The 17404-nt window shown below is 32.1% G+C and carries 17 protein-coding genes and 1 other RNA gene; 17 read left to right on the top strand and 1 reads right to left on the bottom strand.

The annotated features are described in order from the left end of the window. Positions 1–90 precede the first annotated feature (90 nt). The 7 genes from ACJDUG_RS10585 (at position 91) to ppdK (ending at position 7146) form a co-directional block, all read left to right on the top strand. Positions 91–789: a diacylglycerol kinase gene (locus ACJDUG_RS10585; protein WP_406769861.1), complete on the top strand. Its 699-nt coding sequence runs from the start codon at positions 91–93 to the stop codon at positions 787–789. A gap of 93 nt (positions 790–882) precedes the next feature. Continuing rightward, entirely contained in the window at positions 883–1281 is a 399-nt protein-coding gene (locus ACJDUG_RS10580) for a cytidine deaminase (RefSeq protein WP_406769860.1), read from the top strand. Between the two features lie 32 nt (positions 1282–1313). Continuing rightward, positions 1314–2201: a GTPase Era gene (era, locus tag ACJDUG_RS10575; protein WP_406769859.1), complete on the top strand. Its 888-nt coding sequence runs from the start codon at positions 1314–1316 to the stop codon at positions 2199–2201. Positions 2202–2247: 46 nt separating this feature from the next. Further along, positions 2248–3018: a DNA repair protein RecO gene (gene recO, locus ACJDUG_RS10570; RefSeq protein ID WP_406769925.1), complete on the top strand. Its 771-nt coding sequence runs from the start codon at positions 2248–2250 to the stop codon at positions 3016–3018. After that, positions 3011–3634 (top strand): DUF4342 domain-containing protein, encoded by a 624-nt coding sequence (locus ACJDUG_RS10565; RefSeq protein WP_406769858.1) that lies wholly within the window; start codon positions 3011–3013, stop codon positions 3632–3634. The genes recO and ACJDUG_RS10565 overlap by 8 nt, the downstream gene beginning before the upstream one ends. A gap of 168 nt (positions 3635–3802) precedes the next feature. Further along, entirely contained in the window at positions 3803–4444 is a 642-nt protein-coding gene (gene ccpN, locus ACJDUG_RS10560; RefSeq protein ID WP_406769857.1) for a transcriptional regulator CcpN, read from the top strand. Positions 4445–4512: 68 nt separating this feature from the next. After that, complete coding sequence (ppdK, locus tag ACJDUG_RS10555) at positions 4513–7146, top strand: pyruvate, phosphate dikinase (RefSeq protein ID WP_406769856.1); 2634 nt, start codon at positions 4513–4515, stop codon at positions 7144–7146. Between the two features lie 50 nt (positions 7147–7196). On the opposite strand, the gene ACJDUG_RS10550 is transcribed toward ppdK, so the two are convergent. Beyond that, positions 7197–8267: a CotS family spore coat protein gene (locus ACJDUG_RS10550; protein ID WP_406769855.1), complete on the bottom strand. Its 1071-nt coding sequence runs from the start codon at positions 8265–8267 to the stop codon at positions 7197–7199. A gap of 345 nt (positions 8268–8612) precedes the next feature. On the opposite strand from ACJDUG_RS10550, the gene dnaG reads away from it, so the two are divergent. The 10 genes from dnaG (at position 8613) to ruvB (ending at position 17370) form a co-directional block, all read left to right on the top strand. After that, positions 8613–10385 carry a DNA primase gene (dnaG, locus tag ACJDUG_RS10545; RefSeq protein WP_406769854.1) on the top strand — a complete coding sequence of 591 codons (1773 nt, stop codon included), beginning with the start codon at positions 8613–8615 and terminating at the stop codon, positions 10383–10385. Positions 10386–10406: 21 nt separating this feature from the next. Then, complete coding sequence (gene rpoD, locus ACJDUG_RS10540) at positions 10407–11471, top strand: RNA polymerase sigma factor RpoD (RefSeq protein ID WP_406764439.1); 1065 nt, start codon at positions 10407–10409, stop codon at positions 11469–11471. Positions 11472–11572: 101 nt separating this feature from the next. Further along, entirely contained in the window at positions 11573–12454 is an 882-nt protein-coding gene (locus ACJDUG_RS10535; protein WP_406769853.1) for a PH domain-containing protein, read from the top strand. Between the two features lie 93 nt (positions 12455–12547). Continuing rightward, entirely contained in the window at positions 12548–13240 is a 693-nt protein-coding gene (locus ACJDUG_RS10530) for a tRNA (adenine(22)-N(1))-methyltransferase (RefSeq protein ID WP_406769852.1), read from the top strand. After that, positions 13231–14043, top strand: a complete 813-nt coding sequence (locus ACJDUG_RS10525; protein ID WP_406769851.1) for a Nif3-like dinuclear metal center hexameric protein — start codon at positions 13231–13233, stop codon at positions 14041–14043. Before ACJDUG_RS10530 ends, ACJDUG_RS10525 begins: the two co-directional genes overlap by 10 nt. Before the next feature lie 121 nt (positions 14044–14164). Continuing rightward, an RNA gene (gene rnpB / locus ACJDUG_RS10520) (RNase P RNA component class A) lies at positions 14165–14546 on the top strand. 171 nt (positions 14547–14717) lie between these two features. After that, a complete protein-coding gene (locus tag ACJDUG_RS10515) occupies positions 14718–14939 on the top strand; it encodes a (2Fe-2S)-binding protein (RefSeq protein ID WP_406769850.1) in 222 nt (73 codons plus the stop codon). A 120-nt stretch (positions 14940–15059) separates the two neighbouring features. After that, a complete protein-coding gene (locus ACJDUG_RS10510) occupies positions 15060–15641 on the top strand; it encodes a hypothetical protein (protein ID WP_406769849.1) in 582 nt (193 codons plus the stop codon). 90 nt (positions 15642–15731) lie between these two features. Beyond that, positions 15732–16325, top strand: coding sequence for a Holliday junction branch migration protein RuvA (gene ruvA, locus ACJDUG_RS10505; RefSeq protein WP_406769848.1), 594 nt, complete (start codon positions 15732–15734; stop codon positions 16323–16325). Between the two features lie 13 nt (positions 16326–16338). Next, positions 16339–17370, top strand: coding sequence for a Holliday junction branch migration DNA helicase RuvB (gene ruvB / locus ACJDUG_RS10500; RefSeq protein WP_406769847.1), 1032 nt, complete (start codon positions 16339–16341; stop codon positions 17368–17370). Positions 17371–17404 lie beyond the last annotated feature (34 nt).

Raw genomic sequence — 17404 nt, 5'->3', positions numbered from 1 at the left:
TGTCCTAAAAATCCTTGAAAATTGGATATTTTATGACATCATTAATGTAAGAACTTTATTGCATTGTATATATAATAAAGGGGATTTCTTATGAAGATGAGAAAGCTTTTTGATAGCTTTAACTATGCAATAAATGGGATTATACATGCAGTTAGGACACAACGAAATATGAGAATTCATATGATTGTGGCCTTATTAGTCTTAACTGCTTGTTTTTTTTATAATATAACAAAAATTGAATTTTTAATTTTAGCTATTACAATTACTATGGTAATAGTTGCTGAAATGTTTAACACAGCAATAGAATGTGCAATCGACTTAACAGCTAACTATTATCATCCTTTGGCTAAGATTGCAAAGAATACTGCTGCAGGAGCTGTTTTAATTAGTGCAATCAACGCTGTTGTAGTTGGTTATATTATATTTTGGGAAAAGATTAGCTTTGTAGGACCAGTAATAATCAAAGAAATAAAGAAATCTAATCCTTATACAATATTTATTATTTTATTAATTGTTTTAATATGCACTGTGGTTATTAAGGCGATTTTTGGAGAAGGGACTCCATTAAGAGGAGGCATGCCAAGCGGTCATAGTGCAATTGCCTTTGCACTAGCAACAACTATAGCACTTTTATCAAAAGAATCTTTAGCAATACTTTTTAGTTATATATTAGCTTTTATTGTTGCTCAAAGCAGAGTTGATTCTCATATACATTCTATTTTAGAAGTATTTGCTGGAGGAGTTTTAGGAACACTGCTTACCATATTGCTTTTTAAGATTTTTGGTTAAAAGTGCATTTATTATTGTATTAATAGTAATTAGTGCTATAATTTATATACAAGTTTTAGTATAATTTTGAAATTTAACTGGAGGTTTAGGTTAATGGATATTAAAGAATTAATTAGAAATGCAATAAAAGCTAGAGAGAACGCCTATGTTCCTTATTCTAACTTTAAAGTTGGTGCCGCAATTCTAACTGAAGATGATAAAATATATAGCGGTTGTAATATTGAAAATGCTTCATTTGGAGCAACAAATTGTGCTGAAAGAACTGCTATTTTTAAAGCAGTTTCAGAAGGACATAATAAAATCAAAGCTATTGCAATTGTAGGTGATGTTAATGCATATACCTATCCCTGCGGAATATGCAGACAGGTAATTAGTGAATTTGCAGATGCGGACAGCTCAGTTATTCTTGCTAAAAATGAAAATGATTATATTACAAAAACTTTAGAGGAAGTTCTGCCAGGGGCCTTTACAAAAAAGGACTTAGATAAGTAGAAATAAAGTTTTTAAAGGAGTGCATTGAGGTAATGTTTAAATCAGGGTTTGTAACAGTTATAGGAAGACCAAATGTGGGTAAATCAACTCTGCTTAATTATATAATGGGTGAAAAGCTATCAATAGTTTCAAGTAAACCCCAAACAACTAGAAATAATATACAAACAATATTAACCAAAGAAAATTATCAGATGGTGTTTGTAGATACACCAGGTATTCATAAACCTAGGCATAAGCTGGGAGAGTATATGGTTAAAATGGCAAAGGATACCTTTAAGGAAGTTGATGAGATATTATTTCTAACAACTCCTGAGGTTGAAATTGGAAAAGGAGACCAGCTTATTCTTGAAGAATTGAAAAACATAGATATTCCTGTTTTTCTAATTGTTAATAAAATAGATGAAAATAGTGATGATAGAATAGCACAGACTATAAAAAATTATTCAGAGCACTTTAACTTTACTGAAGTTATTCCTATATCCGCAGTAAAAGGGAAAAATGTTGACACGCTACTTAAAATAATGGAAGATTATTTACCAGAAGGACCTAAATACTATCCTGACGATATGATTACAGATCAACAAGAAAGATTTATCGTGGCAGAAACAATAAGAGAAAAGGCTTTAAGATTATTAACTCAAGAGGTTCCCCATGGAATAGCAATTGAAGTAATTGCGATGAAAAAAGATGAAAAGGATATCTATAATATCGAAGCAACTATTCTTTGCGAAAAAGATTCTCATAAGGGCATAATAATAGGAAAAGGCGGAGAAATGCTTAAAAAAATATCCACCTATGCAAGGCAGGATTTAGAGAAAATATTAGGTACCAAAATATATCTTAAGCTTTGGGTAAAGGTTAAGAAAGAATGGAGAGACAATTCTTCTATGTTAAAGGAATTGGGATATAAAAAAATATAAAAATAAAGATTTAGCTTTATTTTTTGTATTAAGGGTATAATATAATATAGGAGATGGTTTTCTGTCAATTTTTAAAACAAAGGCTATTGTAATTAAATCAATGGATTTGAAAGAATCAGATAAGCTTATTTGGCTCTTTACAGAAAAGCTTGGAAAGGTTTCTGCAGTGGCCCGAGGAGCTAGAAAATCAAAAAGCAAGCTGCTGCCCCTTAGTTTACCCTTTTGCTTTGGAGAATTTGTTTTATTTCGTGGAAAAAGCATGTACAGCATAAATGAAGGGGAAATATCGAATTCCTTTCAATCATTTTTAAATGACTTTGAAAGCTTAACTTATGCTTCTTATTTATGTGAGCTCATTGATATAGCCATTGTTGAAGAAGAAAGTAACAGAGAGCTGTTTAAGGAATTTATAAGTGCATTTTATTTACTTCAAAATAATGCTGTTGATTTTAAGTTATTAATTAGTGCTTTTGAAATAAAGTTAATAATTCAATCAGGCTATTATTTTAATTTAGATAAGTGCGTATTTTGCGGAGATAAAATAACCTCAGCAAATCGCTTCAATATACAGTATTTAGGTGGTATTTGTCCTAGGTGTGAAAGGCAGCAGGGAATAAAAATCAGCTTCGCTACATTTAATGCATTAAGATATTTAGTTAAGACACCACTCACAAATATATATAAGCTTAATTTATCAGAAGAAGTTATAGAAGAATTACATAACTTACTTATAAATGTCATTTATTATAACTTTGGTAAAAAACCACACAGTTTAGAAATGTTAAATATTTTTAGAGGAGTTGAAAAAAATGAGTGAAATTACACTAGAAAAAATTGATGTAGTAAGAGAAAGAACTGGGGCAACTTATGGTGAGGCAAAAGAAGCACTTGAAGCTTCCGAGGGTAATGTTGTAGATGCTATAATTTATATGGAAAACAATAAAAAATCTACTATGGATAATCTGTATACTTCTAAAGACGAATTCTTAACTTGGATTAAGGATTTAATTAACAAAGGAAATATTACAAGGATTAGAATTAAAAAAGAGGAAAAAGTACTTGTTGACATGCCAATTAATGCTGGAATAGCAGTTGGAATTGTAGCCTATGCTATATGGGCACCATTAATTGCAATTGGAGTAATAGGTGCAGTTGTTACCAATATAACTGTTGAAATAACCAAAAAAGATGGTTCCGTTGAGATAATAAATAAGGCAATAAAGACTACCATGCAGGATGTAAAAGAAAAAGTAAACGATATGGCAAATGAGGTTAAGGAAAAGGTAAGCGATGTAAAGGATAAGGTATCTGATGCCGCATCTGATGTAAAAGAAAAGTTTACAAATAAGAAGCAGGATAATGCAAAAAAGGATTCAGAAACCGTATACACCTACACTGTAAAATTTGACGAGAATGAAAATAATTCCAAGTAGTAACTATTCTCTAGCCAGCAGCTAATTGCTGCTGGCTAGAGTTAATTATATATTTAATAAATTTTTATTGAAATTGTGTTAAAACTTAGGTAAAATATTTAAAGCACGTATAATTTATTTTATTTACATGCTAAAATAACGTTGTAACATTGTAATTAAGGAAAGAGGGTGAATCAAATTAAGCTTTCTCTTAGACAAGAAGAAATAATTAAATTAGTTAAACAAAATGGACCAATTACTAGTGAAGCTTTAGCTCAAAAACTAAAAGTTACTAGAGCAGCCCTTAGACCTGACTTAGCTATATTAACTATGACTGGAATACTGGAGGCAAGACCAAAAGTAGGGTACATCTATTCAAAGAAACCTTCTTATAGTTTGATTTATGATTACATAAGAAATATAAAGGTTTTAGATGTTATGTCAGAACCTGTCGTTGTTGATGAAAATACTCTTGTATATGATGCTATAGTGCATCTCTTTTTAAATGATGTTGGTACCTTATTTATACAAAACAATGGCTTCTTAGTTGGTGCAGTTTCAAGAAAGGACTTTCTTAAAATTGCAATGGGCGGAACCGATATGCACAAGGTTCCTGTTGGAGTGATTATGACAAGGATGCCTAATATAGTGTTTGTAGAAAAGGAAGACGCTGTTTATTTAGCTGCACAGAGGATCATGGAACATGAGGTAGATAGCTTGCCAGTTATAGAAAGGGTTTTCGATAATTCAAAGGAAAACTTTAAAATAATTGGAAAGGTATCAAAGACAAATATTACAAGACTATTTGTTAAACTTGGAGAAAACACATAATTTTGACCTAACCGGGACACTTTTTAACCCGTTAGTATAAATATTTTATTTAAAGGAGTGTTACATACATGCAAAGTAAAAAGTATGTTTACCTTTTTAGCGAAGGTAATGGAACAATGAGAGAACTCCTTGGTGGAAAGGGAGCAAACCTAGCTGAAATGACTAACCTAGGTATTCCTGTACCACAAGGATTTACTGTTACAACTGAGGCTTGTAATAAGTATTATGAAGACGGTAAGGTAATTTCTGATGAAATTATCTCTCAAATTTATGAATATATGACAAGTCTAGAAAAAATAACTGGCAAGAAATTTGGAAGCGTTGAAAACCCACTACTTGTTTCTGTTAGATCAGGAGCAAGAGCTTCAATGCCAGGAATGATGGATACAATCCTAAACCTTGGCTTAAACGATGAAACTGTTGAAGCTATGTCAAAACTTACAGGAAATGAAAGATTTGCATATGATTCATATAGAAGATTCATACAAATGTTTGCTGACGTTGTTATGGAAATTGAAAAGAGAAACTTCGAAAATATATTAGACGAAGTTAAAGAAGCTAAAGGTGTTAAGCTTGACACTGAACTCAATGCAGCTGATTTAAAGGAAGTTGTTAAGAGATTTAAAGCTTTCTATAAAGATGCTAAGGGAGAAGAATTCCCAGCAGATCCTAAAGTTCAATTAATAGAATCTGTAACAGCAGTATTTAGATCCTGGGATAACCCAAGAGCTAATGTATACAGAAGATTAAATGATATCCCATCAAACTGGGGAACAGCAGTAAATGTTCAATCAATGGTATTTGGTAACAAGGGAGAAACTTCAGGTACTGGAGTTGCCTTCTCAAGAAACCCATCTACTGGTGAAAAGAGAATTTATGCTGAATACTTAATGAATGCTCAAGGTGAAGACGTTGTTGCTGGTATAAGAACTCCAGAAGACATATCAACACTTGAAAAGAGAAATCCAGAAGTTTACAAACAATTTATGGATATAGTTCATACCCTTGAAAATCACTACAAAGATATGCAGGATATGGAATTCACAATTGAAGAAGGAAAGCTTTACTTCCTTCAAACTAGAAATGGTAAGAGAACAGCTCAAGCTGCATTAAAGATAGCTGTTGATCTAGTTGAAGAAGGAATGTGTACAAAAGCAGAAGCACTATTAAAGGTTGATCCAAAGCAGCTTGATTCACTATTACACCCTGCTTTTGATGCTGCTGCATTAAAGAGTGCTAAGATAATTGCAAAAGGACTTCCAGCTTCACCAGGAGCTGCCTGTGGTAAGATTTGCTTTACAGCTGAAGAAGCTAAAGAGCGTCATGAAAAGGGAGAAAAGGTTGTTCTTGTTAGACTTGAAACTTCTCCAGAAGATATCGAAGGTATGATAGCTTCAGAAGGAATACTTACTGTAAGAGGTGGTATGACTTCACATGCAGCTGTTGTAGCTAGAGGTATGGGAACATGCTGCGTAGCTGGCTGCGGAGATATTAAAGTTAATGAAGAAGAAAGAACAATAGAAGTTGCTGGTTTAAAATTAACTGATAAAGACTATTTATCAATAGAAGGAAGCACTGGTAATGTATATGGTGAAGCTATAAAGACTGTTGAACCTGAAATCAGTGGATACTTTGGAACCTTTATGGGTTGGGCAGATGAAACAAGAAGCTTAAAGGTTAGAACTAATGCAGATACTCCAAGAGATGCACAGCAAGCAGTTAAGTTTGGAGCAGAAGGTATTGGCCTTTGCAGAACTGAGCACATGTTCTTTGCTGAAGACAGAATAGCTGCAGTTAGAGAAATGATAGTAGCTAAGACTGAAGAACAAAGAAGAAAAGCTTTAGATAAATTACTACCAATGCAGAGAGAAGACTTTGTAGGTCTTTATGAAGCAATGGAATTTAGACCAGTTACAATTAGATTCCTAGATCCACCACTACATGAATTCCTTCCTCATGAAGATGAAGATATAAAGGCATTAGCTAAGGAAATGGGCTTAACTTTTGAAGAGTTAAAAGCTACAGTTGAATCCTTACATGAATTCAACCCAATGATGGGTCACAGAGGATGCAGACTTGCAGTTTCTTACCCAGAAATAGCTGAAATGCAAACAAGAGCAGTTATAGAAGCTGCACTAGATGTTAAAAATAGAAAAGGCTATGACATAGTTCCTGAAATAATGATTCCACTTGTTGGAGAAGTTAAGGAATTAAAATATGTTAAAGACATAGTTGTTAGAATAGCTGAAGAAATAATAGCTAAATCAGGTGTTAAATTAGAGTACAAAGTAGGTACAATGATAGAAATACCTAGAGCTGCATTAACTGCAGACGAAATTGCTAAAGAAGCAGAATTCTTCTCCTTTGGAACAAATGACTTAACACAAATGACATTTGGTTTCTCAAGAGACGATGCTGGTAACTTCTTAAAGCACTATTATGAGAAGAAGATCTACGAATTTGATCCATTTGCAAAATTAGATCAAACAGGTGTAGGTAAGCTAGTTAAAATGGCTGCTGAGCTTGGAAAAGCTACAAGACCAGACATTAAACTTGGAATATGCGGAGAACACGGTGGAGATCCATCTTCAGTTGAATTCTGCCATAATGTAGGATTAAACTATGTATCCTGTTCACCATTTAGAGTTCCAGTAGCAAGACTTGCTGCTGCTCAGGCTCAAATTAAGAATCCAAGAAAGTAATTTTTTATCTATATAAAAATCACCAGATTTTTCTGGTGATTTTTTTACTATTATAAAAGTATGTTTCTCTTGAACTTGTTTTCAATATAATTCATAAACCCCTTTGAAAATTCTAGTTGTGCATCGGATTTACTGCAAGCTTTTGTAAGTACAGAAACAAATGAATTCTTATTACACTTATTAATGTTATTATAATAGTCCCTTGATATTTTCCAAAATTTTTGAGGAAAAGCCAGATAAACAAGAATTGCCTTATATTCATCAAAACTTAAGGGATTTAGCTTTTCATATAATTTTAAACAATTAATTGTTAATTCAAGATCCCATTTTGTACTGTCTCTTTTTAAGAGCCTTCTTAAGAAATAGGAAATATCATGTACACTATAATCCATTCTACATTTATCAAAATCTATAGTCCAAATATCTCCTTCATTATCAAAAATTATATTTTTATTAACATAATCAAGGTGACATAAGGAACTTCTTAAGTTCTCGTTATTAATTGCAGCAGCAACATCCACTGCAGTTTGGCTTAAGAGTATGTTGCTATCAAAGTACTGCAGAAAGATTTTAGAAAATTTATCTCCATAAAAAAAAGCTTGATTAGAACAAAGAAGTAATTGTTGAAAATGTTTTGTAACTGAGGCATATAGATTTTCATAGCCAATTCTTGGAGTGCTGCCGATAATAGGGTTGAAGTTTCTTGTTGAAAGATGAATTTTTGCTAGATTTGTACTGGCGCTTAGGACATTTTCTATATTGTCATAGCTGCATTTTTCTCCCTCAATCCATGGAGTTAGAATGAATAACATATTCTTATAATTTACAAATCTATTCTTGGTGGTAGTAGGCAATATTCTCGGTACTTTAATTCCATGTCTAAAAAGCCATTCTATAGCTGAATATACAAAGAGGAGATCTTCTGTACTAAAGTAAATTTTTTTCAAACAATAACACGCATTTTCATTAGAAACCTTATATACTGCCCTCTGCTTGTCTGTATCCTTGAACTTAATTTGAGTTATTTCATAGTCCTCCATACCATAATGTGGAAGTACATTTAATTTGACATTTTCCTCAGACAAAAGATCTATTTTATATGCTTTAGCCTCACTTAGCATAATAACACTCCTTAATAGCAATCACATTATATGATATTAAAAAAGTTTTTATATTATACATACTTATGAAAAAAGGAATTTTATAATGAGTATAGAATTAATAGTGTATAAGTTAATTACACCTTAAGGTAAGCAATTTTATTAAAATAATAGGAATAATTATTGCTATATATTGGGTAAAATAATATTTGTCAAAGAAGGAAGGATTTTTTTAATTTATAAAGAATATTATAAGTGACAATAAACAATTATTAAATTTATTTGTTTTTTTAGAAGGATTTTAGTTGTTTTTGTCGAATATTAATATATTTGTTATGGAAAATATTTTTGATTAGGAGGATTTCCTTGAACATTACTGATGAAATCATCCAAAAAATAAAGGATAGTAACGATATAGTAGATATAATATCAGAAACTGTAAGGCTTAAGAGAGCTGGCAAATATTATACAGGACTATGCCCTTTTCATCATGAAAAGACACCTTCTTTTACAGTTACACCGGACAAACAAATTTATAAATGTTTTGGCTGCGGTGAAGGAGGAAACGTAATATCCTTTATTATGAAAACTAAAAAATTGGATTTTCATGAGGCTGTTAAGTTTTTGGCTGATAAAGCTAATGTTGAGCTTGAAGCTGAAACACCAAAATCCATTAAAAGGAGAGAGGTTAACGCAAAACTTTATAAAATTAATGTAGATGCTGCGAGATACTTCTATGGGTGGCTGCGTAAAAATACAAAGGCCCATAATTATTTTTCCGGAAGAGGGATTTTAGATAGAACCCTTACAAGGTTTGGTATAGGATATGCACCAGATAGTTGGAATGAACTATTAAATTATTTAAAATCCAAAGGCTACACCGAATTAGATATGTTAAATGCTGGATTAATTATAAAAAATGATAAAAATAAGCTATATAATAGGTTTAGGAATAGAGTAATATTTCCGGTATTTGATGTAAGAGGTAAGGTCATTGGATTTGGTGGCAGGGTATTAGACGATTCTAAACCAAAATACTTAAATTCGCCAGAAACTGAACTGTTTAAAAAAGGTACAAATTTATATGGTTTGAACTTTGCAATTAAAGACCTTAAAGAAAGAGTAATTGTAATTGTTGAAGGCTATATGGATTGTATTTCACTTCATCAATATGGAATTACAAATGTTGTAGCTTCATTAGGTACAGCTCTTACAGTAAATCAGGCTAAGCTCTTAAAAAGATATGCAGATAAAATTATTATATCTTATGATGCTGACCTGGCAGGTCAAACAGCAACTTTAAGGGGACTTGAGATTTTAAGAAACGAGGGCTTTGAAATTGGTGTGCTCACAGTTCCTATGGGAAAAGACCCAGATGAATTTATTCGCGCAAATGGTAAAGAAGCATTTTTGAAATTAATTGATAATGCATTACCTCTTGCTGATTACCGAATAAAAAGAGCTGGTGAGGGCATAGAATTTAATAAGCCTGAAATGTTAACTGGGTTTATAAAAGAGGTAGCTATAATAATCAATGAGCTAAATCCTTTAGAAAAGGATATCTATATAAAGAAAATTTCCGAGGATACTGGTGTAAAAGAACAGGCGATAATAGACCTTATAAGTGAAGAAATTCAAAAAAACACAGCAAAATCAGATTTTATGAATATAGATAACAGTTTTGGACAAAAATTATATTTGGAACCTGCTTATATGAAAGCAGAAAGAGGCATTTTAAAGCTTATGAATGAAAGCGAAGATGCATATAATTATATAACTCTTAACTTTACTGAAAATGATTTTATAGTTGAAAGTCATAAGAGCTTATTTAAGCTTATTAGGGAATATATTCATGAGGATTATAAGCAAAGGCAAAAACTCATACAGCTCAAGCTTACTGATACTGAAATTTCAAAGGAATATGTAAATTTTGAAGAAACACAAATCAATTTAGAAGACAATAATTATACAAATTTCATAGAGGATTGCTTTAAAGAAATAAAGAAATTTAAACTTGAAGCAATGAAGAAAGATATTTTAAGCAAAATTAAGCAATTTGAAAATAGTGGGGAAATAAAGGAATCATTGAAGCTAGCAGAGAAATTAGTAGCTTTAAAGAAGGAGCTAGCTAAGCTGTAGAAGTATGGAAGGAGGCAAAAAATGAAAGATAAGAGTGCAAAGATGCAATTAGTTAAGAAACTTATTGATAAAGGTAAGAAATCCGGCACTTTAACTTATAAAGAAATAATGGATGAACTTGAAGAGATCGATTTAAGCCCAGAACAGATTGAGAAAATTTATGAAGTTCTTGAGTCCATGGGTATCGAAATAATGGGAGATATGCAGGAAACCGAAGTAGCTGAAGAAGAACTTGATTTGTCAGTTCCAGAAGGTATAGCAATTGATGATCCAGTTAGAATGTATTTGAAGGAAATAGGTAAGGTACCACTTCTATCTCCAGAAGAAGAAATTAGCTTAGCTAATAGAATTGAGGCTGGAGATCAAGTTGCAAAGAAGAAACTGGCTGAAGCAAATTTAAGATTAGTAGTAAGTATAGCAAAAAGATACGTTGGAAGAGGGATGCTCTTTTTAGATCTAATCCAAGAAGGTAATCTAGGACTTATAAAGGCTGTAGAGAAATTCGATTATAGAAAGGGCTTTAAATTTAGTACCTATGCTACTTGGTGGATAAGACAAGCGATTACAAGAGCTATTGCAGATCAAGCAAGAACTATAAGAATACCTGTTCATATGGTAGAAACTATAAATAAGCTAATTAGAGTATCAAGACAATTACTGCAGGAATTAGGCAGAGAACCAGTACCAGAGGAAGTTGCCAAGATAATGGAAATGCCTGTGGATAAAGTAAGAGAAATAATGAAAATAGCTCAAGAACCGGTATCGCTAGAAACACCAATAGGTGAAGAAGAAGACAGCCACCTTGGTGACTTTATACCAGACGATGATGCACCAGCTCCAGCAGAAGCTGCTGCCTTCACAATGCTTAAGGAACAGTTAATCAATGTTTTAGATACATTGACACCTAGAGAAGAAAAGGTACTTAGGTTAAGATTTGGCTTAGATGATGGAAGAGCTAGAACCTTAGAAGAAGTAGGAAAAGAATTTAATGTAACAAGAGAAAGAATTAGACAAATAGAAGCAAAGGCACTTAGAAAATTAAGACACCCAAGCAGAAGTAAAAAATTAAAGGATTACCTAGATTAAGCACCTTATAAGGGTGTTTTTTCTTTTAAAATATTAACATAACTTTAATTGTTTTAAATATTATATATATTATGGTATAATATTAGGAATGGGGTGATAATATGGAAATTTATAAACCATGTAAAGGACAAGGAATATATTATATTTTAGGCTTACTCTTAGTATATGTATTACTTTTTACTGCTGGTTTATTCTTAGTAAATACATATATTCTATTTAGTTTATTAAAAATTGCATTTGTTGTTATTACAGCCTATCAACTATACTATATTCTTCAATATACTACGCTCAAATATGGAACAGATGAGAAAAATCTATATATTATTAATTTCATTAAGACAATTAAAATACCTTACGAAGAAATTGAATACTATAAGGTTGAAGAAGGAAATATTAATGGAGTTAAACTAAGTGGCCTAGGTAATAATAACTTTGCTTTAGGAAAGTCAGTGATAAAAAAAATAGGTACCACCAATATGTATGTAACTTCAAATAAAAATATTATATATTTAAAAGTAAATGAAAAAAATTATGCAATTACTCCAATGGATTTTAAAAGCTTTAAATCAGTATTAGAGAAAAACAATGAAGTGGAAAGTGATTGGACTCGTAATGAAGAAAAACATGTTAGTCTGCACAAGGATAGAGGCTTTATACTACCTCTAATACTCTCAAGTATTATTATCTTCATTTTAACTTTAAATCCATTTATTTTGTATTTAACAGATAAGCTTCCTAGCAGTATGCCTCTGAATTTTGATTCTTCATTTTTACCTGTAGATAAGGGAACCGGCAAACAATTTGCCTTCAATCAAATGATATATGGTGTGCTTAATATGGCTATATTGTTTTGTATGTATTATGCCTCACATTTCTATGCTAAATATGATAAAAAATCTGCTAAAAAATATATGTACATTTCTTTACTAATAGCAGCTGCATTTTTAATCATACAAATTAGAATACTACTTACCTTTAAATAAATAGGCTAAAGTCCTAAATGGTCTTTAGCGAGTGGTTTGCGAATGGGAATGAGCGTTTTTAAACCACGCAGTATTTCGACGATAGGAGACAATATGGAACTAAGCTTAAGACTTTTAAAAATTGCGTCTATGGTGGAGCCTTGTGAGTGTTTAGCTGATATAGGTACGGATCATGCATATATTCCTATATGGCTTATAAAAAATGAAATATGCAAAAGGGCAGTAGCCTCAGATATAAATGAAGGACCAATAAAAAAGGCAGAAAAAAATATTGCAGAGGAAGGCTTGACAAAGAAAATAGAATGCCGCTTAGGAGCAGGCCTTAATACTATAAAGCCCTATGAAGCAGATACAGCTGTAGTAGCTGGTATGGGTGGAAATCTAATTAGAGACATTATTAATAATGACATTGAAGTATTTAAAAGCTTAGGCTGCTGCATAGCTCAACCTGTACAAAACCCTGAAGTTTTCAGGCAGTATATTTATAATATAGGATTTACAATTATTGATGAAGAGCTTGTTTTTGAGGATAATAAATTTTATGAAATAATTAAATTGAAGTTTGAGAAAGTTAAGGAGAAAGTAGAGCCAATTTATTATGAAGTAGGCAAAAAACTCCTTGATAAGAGGCATTACCTCCTAAAAGATTTTATCAATTATAAATTAGAAAAATATAATTCAATTAATAATAAATTAATAGATAACAGTGTGAATTCTCAAATTAGGAAAACTGAGGTTATAAATAAAATAAAAGACTTGAAGGGACTGCTTGATTTATGCCGCTAAAAGTTAGGGATTTAAGAAACTTAATGGAAAATTTAGCACCAGTAAATTTAAAAGAGGACTATGACAATGTAGGGCTTATGGTAGGAAACCTTGAAAAAGAGGTTTCTAGCATACTAGTTGCTCTAGATTGTACACTTCAGGTAATAAAAGAAGCTAAAGAAAAGAACTGTAATTTTATATTAACACATCATCCACTGCTTTTTATAAAACCAAGGTCCGTTACCGATGAAACACTTATTGGAAAGAAAATTATAGAGCTTATAAGAAATGATATAGCAGTTTACTCAGCTCATACTAATTTAGATTCGGTATATTATGGCTTAAATGATATGCTAGTGAAACTTTTAGGCTATGAAAACTATTCAATTATAGAAGTAAACAATAGCAACAATTCCTCAGAAAAAGATGGTATAGGAAGACTAGCAGTATTGCCATCCCCCTTAACATTAATAAAGATTTGCAACCATGTAAAAGATAAATTAGAAGTTAAGGGCTTAAGATATGTGGGAGAGGACTCTAAGCTAATTAGAAGGGTTGCAGTTGTAAATGGCAGCGGTGAAGACTACTATGAGGCAGCTTTTAAACTTGGAGCAGATTTAATAATAACAGGTGATACCAAATATCATAACACCAGCGACTTTAGTGAAATGGGCATGGCTATTATTGATGCAGGGCACTTTGAAAGCGAATGGCCAGCTCTGAAGATCTTTGCTGATAATCTTCGAGATGAGCTGTCAGCTTTAAATTATACCAATAATGTTATTATTTCAGAAGCTAGCAAGCCAATTTATAAATACCTTTAATTTTGAAGATAAACCTATTTTATAAATATGAGTAAAACAAAAGTAAATTATATTTTATTATCTTAAATGGAAATAAAATTTATTTGATAAAATTTAAATACTATGATATTATATATTTCGTTGAGTAAGCCAGACGGTCGCTGCCTAATTGCCATTATGGCTTTTTAGGGAGAGGAAAGTCCGAGCTCCACAGGGCAGGGTGCTGGGTAACCCCCAGTGAAGGTGACTTTAAGGAAAGTGCAACAGAGATATACCGCCATGTTTAAGATTTCTTAAGCGTGGTAAGGGTGGAAAGGCGAGGTAAGAGCTCACCAGCGCATTGGCGACTTTGCGGCTATGTAAACCCCACTTGGAGCAAGACCAAATAGGAAGGCAGAATCCTTAAATGGATTAAGAGGTTGCCCGCTTCGCCTTCGGGTGTGTCGCTTGAGCCTGATTGGTAACAACAGGCCTAGATAGATGGCTGTCAAATACAGAACTCGGCTTATAGACTTAGTCAACATCAAAACACTAGCTTTGTTAGTGTTTTTTTATTTTCAGCGGATTTTAATATTTAATTAAATAGTTACAAGTTTTTAAATAATTATCCTTGATTTCTAAGAAATTAATTATATAATAATACGTAAAATAATCAGTTAATAACTGAAGAGTAAATAATGTAGGAGTTGTTATATATGGAACAGAATTTAAATGAAGAAATATTAGATAAATTAACTAAGGTATGTTTGTGTAAGGCAATACCAAGATCTACTATGAAGAAAGCCATTAGAAACGGGGCAAGAACAATTAAGGAGGTTCAGGCAGCTACCGGAGCCGGTTCTGGTCCTTGTGGAGGAAGACGCTGTACCCCAAAGATAGAGCAGCTATTAAAAGATATGCTGGGGGATGAACTTTAAACAAGCATAATACTAAATATAATTTAAATTATCTATAAAATGTATAAATAGTTTATTTGTGGACATAATACCTGTTAAATAAAAAGATGTTTATCTTTTGTAATAAAATAGGAGGATATTATGTCTAAGAAAAAGATTTCATTATTAGTCATTGTAATGACATTTATTCTTATAGGTATATTTTATATAAGTTATAATATCGGTTTTAAAAAATTAACTTCTTTAAATAACAGAGGACAGGGCCTTCAGTCAGCTAGCGATATAGATAAATTAACCTTAAACTCAAATACTGAAAGTGTTATCTCACAAAACGCAAAGGTTATACTTAAAATAGAGTATGAAAAAAGCGGTGACATTGACAGCAGAGAAATGATCACTTCAGATTTTGCAGGAAAAACTAAGGAACAATTAGAAGCTCAAGGCTATGAGGTTGAAAATATTACAAAAACTGAAGCAGTACTGCTTAAAAAGGTAAATGCCTATGCTCCTAATAAGTATATTTTAGGAGTTAATGGAAACTGTTTTGCAATATTTAAAACTGATGCTAATAGCAACTTATATATAGAAAATGAAGATTCTGATATTACTAATATTAAGGTTCCTACACAAGGAGACTATAATCTTCTTGTAAAAGGAAGTAAGAGCTTTCAGTTTAATACAAGAGAAGAAGCTGAAGAAAAACTTGGGGAGTTTAACTCTTAACCCAAGTTTTTTTATTGAATAAAAACTTAGTTGATGGTAAAGTAATATATGAATTATATTATTTTTGCTTTTTTGGAAGGATGAATTAAGTTGTACGATTATATAAAAGGTGTTTTTGTAGGAGTTTATAAAGATTACATAGTCCTAGAAAATAATAATATAGGTTATAAAATTTTTACTTCCGGTACTACTTTGGCCAATATGCCTGGAATAAAGGATACAGTTACTTTATATATTCAGCAATTAGTAAGGGAAGATTTTATAGGCCTTTACGGCTTTCTAACAAGAGACGAACTTACAATGTTTAATCTGCTTCTTGGTATTAATGGGGTAGGGGCTAAGGCTTCACTATCCTTATTGTCGATAAGCAGTGTAAATAACTTAAAATATGCTATTTTAACTGGAGATGAAAAGAACTTAACTAGAGCACCTGGTATAGGCAAGAAAACAGCTCAAAGGATTATTTTAGAATTGAAAGATAAGTTAAAGGGAGATAAGGATGCCGTAAATAGCAGCAGTGGAGCTGCAGTAATTGATGAAGATAATAAAATCAATGAAGCACTTGAAGCTCTAATTTCACTAGGCTATTCTGAAAAAGAAGCATCAGCTGCCTTAAAGAAGGTTAATAAAGAGGAAGCTGTGGAACTTATTATTAAAAACAGTCTAAAACAACTTTTAGGCTAAGGAGATTTGCTTTATGGAAGAAAGAATTATTACAGGGGTAAATATAGAAGAAGATAATGATATTGAATATAGTTTGAGACCGAAGAATTTACGAGAATATATTGGCCAAAGTAAGGTAAAGGAAAAGCTTAATATATTTATTGAAGCTGCTAAGCTTAGAAGTGAGGCACTGGACCATGTCCTTCTATATGGTCCTCCAGGACTTGGAAAAACAACTTTAGCCAATATTATTGCTAGAGAAATGAAGGGAAGCTTAAAGATAACCTCTGGCCCAGCTATAGAACGAGCTGGTGATTTGGCAGCAATACTAACTAGCTTAAATGATAATGATGTTTTTTTTATAGATGAAATACACAGACTAAATAGAGCTGTAGAAGAAATACTATATCCTGCAATGGAAGACAATGCCCTTGATATTGTTATAGGAAAGGGCGCCGCAGCAAAATCTATTAGAATAGATTTGCCTAAGTTTACTCTTATTGGTGCAACAACAAGGGTAGGTCTGTTAACAGCCCCTTTAAGGGATAGGTTCGGTGTCTTATGTTCAATGGAATTTTATGAGGATGCTGAGCTTAAAGAAATAATAACAAGGTCTGCAAAAATACTGGAGACGGAAATTGATGATGATGCTGCCTTAGAGATTGCAAGGCGTTCAAGAGGCACTCCAAGAATAGCAAACAGGCTTTTAAAAAGAGTGAGAGATTATTCTGATGTAAAAGGTAATGGCTTAATTAACCTTAGTATTGCAAAAGCAGCTTTAGAACTTTTAGAAATTGATACTCAAGGCTTTGATAGACTTGACAACAGAATACTTGAAGCCATAGTAGATAATTTTAATGGAGGACCTGTAGGACTAGAAACTCTTTCCTACTTCGTCGGAGAAGAGTTAGATACCATAGAAGGTGTTTATGAACCTTATTTACTTCAAAAGGGCTTTATTATCAGAACCCCAAGAGGAAGAATGGCAACTGATAAAGCTTATAAACACTTAAATAGAAGCAGAAATAAGCAATCAATGGAGCAATATTCAATGTTTGATAAATAGAATACAGATATGCACAAAGTCTATATATACTATT

The sequence above is a fragment of the Candidatus Clostridium stratigraminis genome (assembly GCF_045310675.1).
Lineage (GTDB): Bacteria > Bacillota > Clostridia > Clostridiales > Clostridiaceae > Clostridium_AT > Clostridium_AT stratigraminis.
The sequence above is the reverse complement of the archived record's forward strand: the minus strand, read 5'-3'. Positions and strand labels throughout refer to the sequence as shown.

Excerpts from the sequence above, each read along its gene's own strand:
- ACJDUG_RS10525 (WP_406769851.1), top strand. The coding sequence starts at position 13,231 with ATGCCGCTAAAAGTTAGGGATTTAAGAAACTTAATGGAAAATTTAGCA.
- ACJDUG_RS10565 (WP_406769858.1), top strand. The coding sequence starts at position 3,011 with ATGAGTGAAATTACACTAGAAAAAATTGATGTAGTAAGAGAAAGAACT.
- ACJDUG_RS10515 (WP_406769850.1), top strand. The coding sequence starts at position 14,718 with ATGGAACAGAATTTAAATGAAGAAATATTAGATAAATTAACTAAGGTA.
- era (WP_406769859.1), top strand. The coding sequence starts at position 1,314 with ATGTTTAAATCAGGGTTTGTAACAGTTATAGGAAGACCAAATGTGGGT.
- ACJDUG_RS10530 (WP_406769852.1), top strand. The coding sequence starts at position 12,548 with ATGGAACTAAGCTTAAGACTTTTAAAAATTGCGTCTATGGTGGAGCCT.
- ACJDUG_RS10550 (WP_406769855.1), bottom strand. The coding sequence starts at position 8,267 with ATGCTAAGTGAGGCTAAAGCATATAAAATAGATCTTTTGTCTGAGGAA.
- ACJDUG_RS10535 (WP_406769853.1), top strand. The coding sequence starts at position 11,573 with ATGGAAATTTATAAACCATGTAAAGGACAAGGAATATATTATATTTTA.
- rpoD (WP_406764439.1), top strand. The coding sequence starts at position 10,407 with ATGAAAGATAAGAGTGCAAAGATGCAATTAGTTAAGAAACTTATTGAT.
- ppdK (WP_406769856.1), top strand. The coding sequence starts at position 4,513 with ATGCAAAGTAAAAAGTATGTTTACCTTTTTAGCGAAGGTAATGGAACA.
- ACJDUG_RS10580 (WP_406769860.1), top strand. The coding sequence starts at position 883 with ATGGATATTAAAGAATTAATTAGAAATGCAATAAAAGCTAGAGAGAAC.
- ruvB (WP_406769847.1), top strand. The coding sequence starts at position 16,339 with ATGGAAGAAAGAATTATTACAGGGGTAAATATAGAAGAAGATAATGAT.
- ACJDUG_RS10510 (WP_406769849.1), top strand. The coding sequence starts at position 15,060 with ATGTCTAAGAAAAAGATTTCATTATTAGTCATTGTAATGACATTTATT.
- ACJDUG_RS10585 (WP_406769861.1), top strand. The coding sequence starts at position 91 with ATGAAGATGAGAAAGCTTTTTGATAGCTTTAACTATGCAATAAATGGG.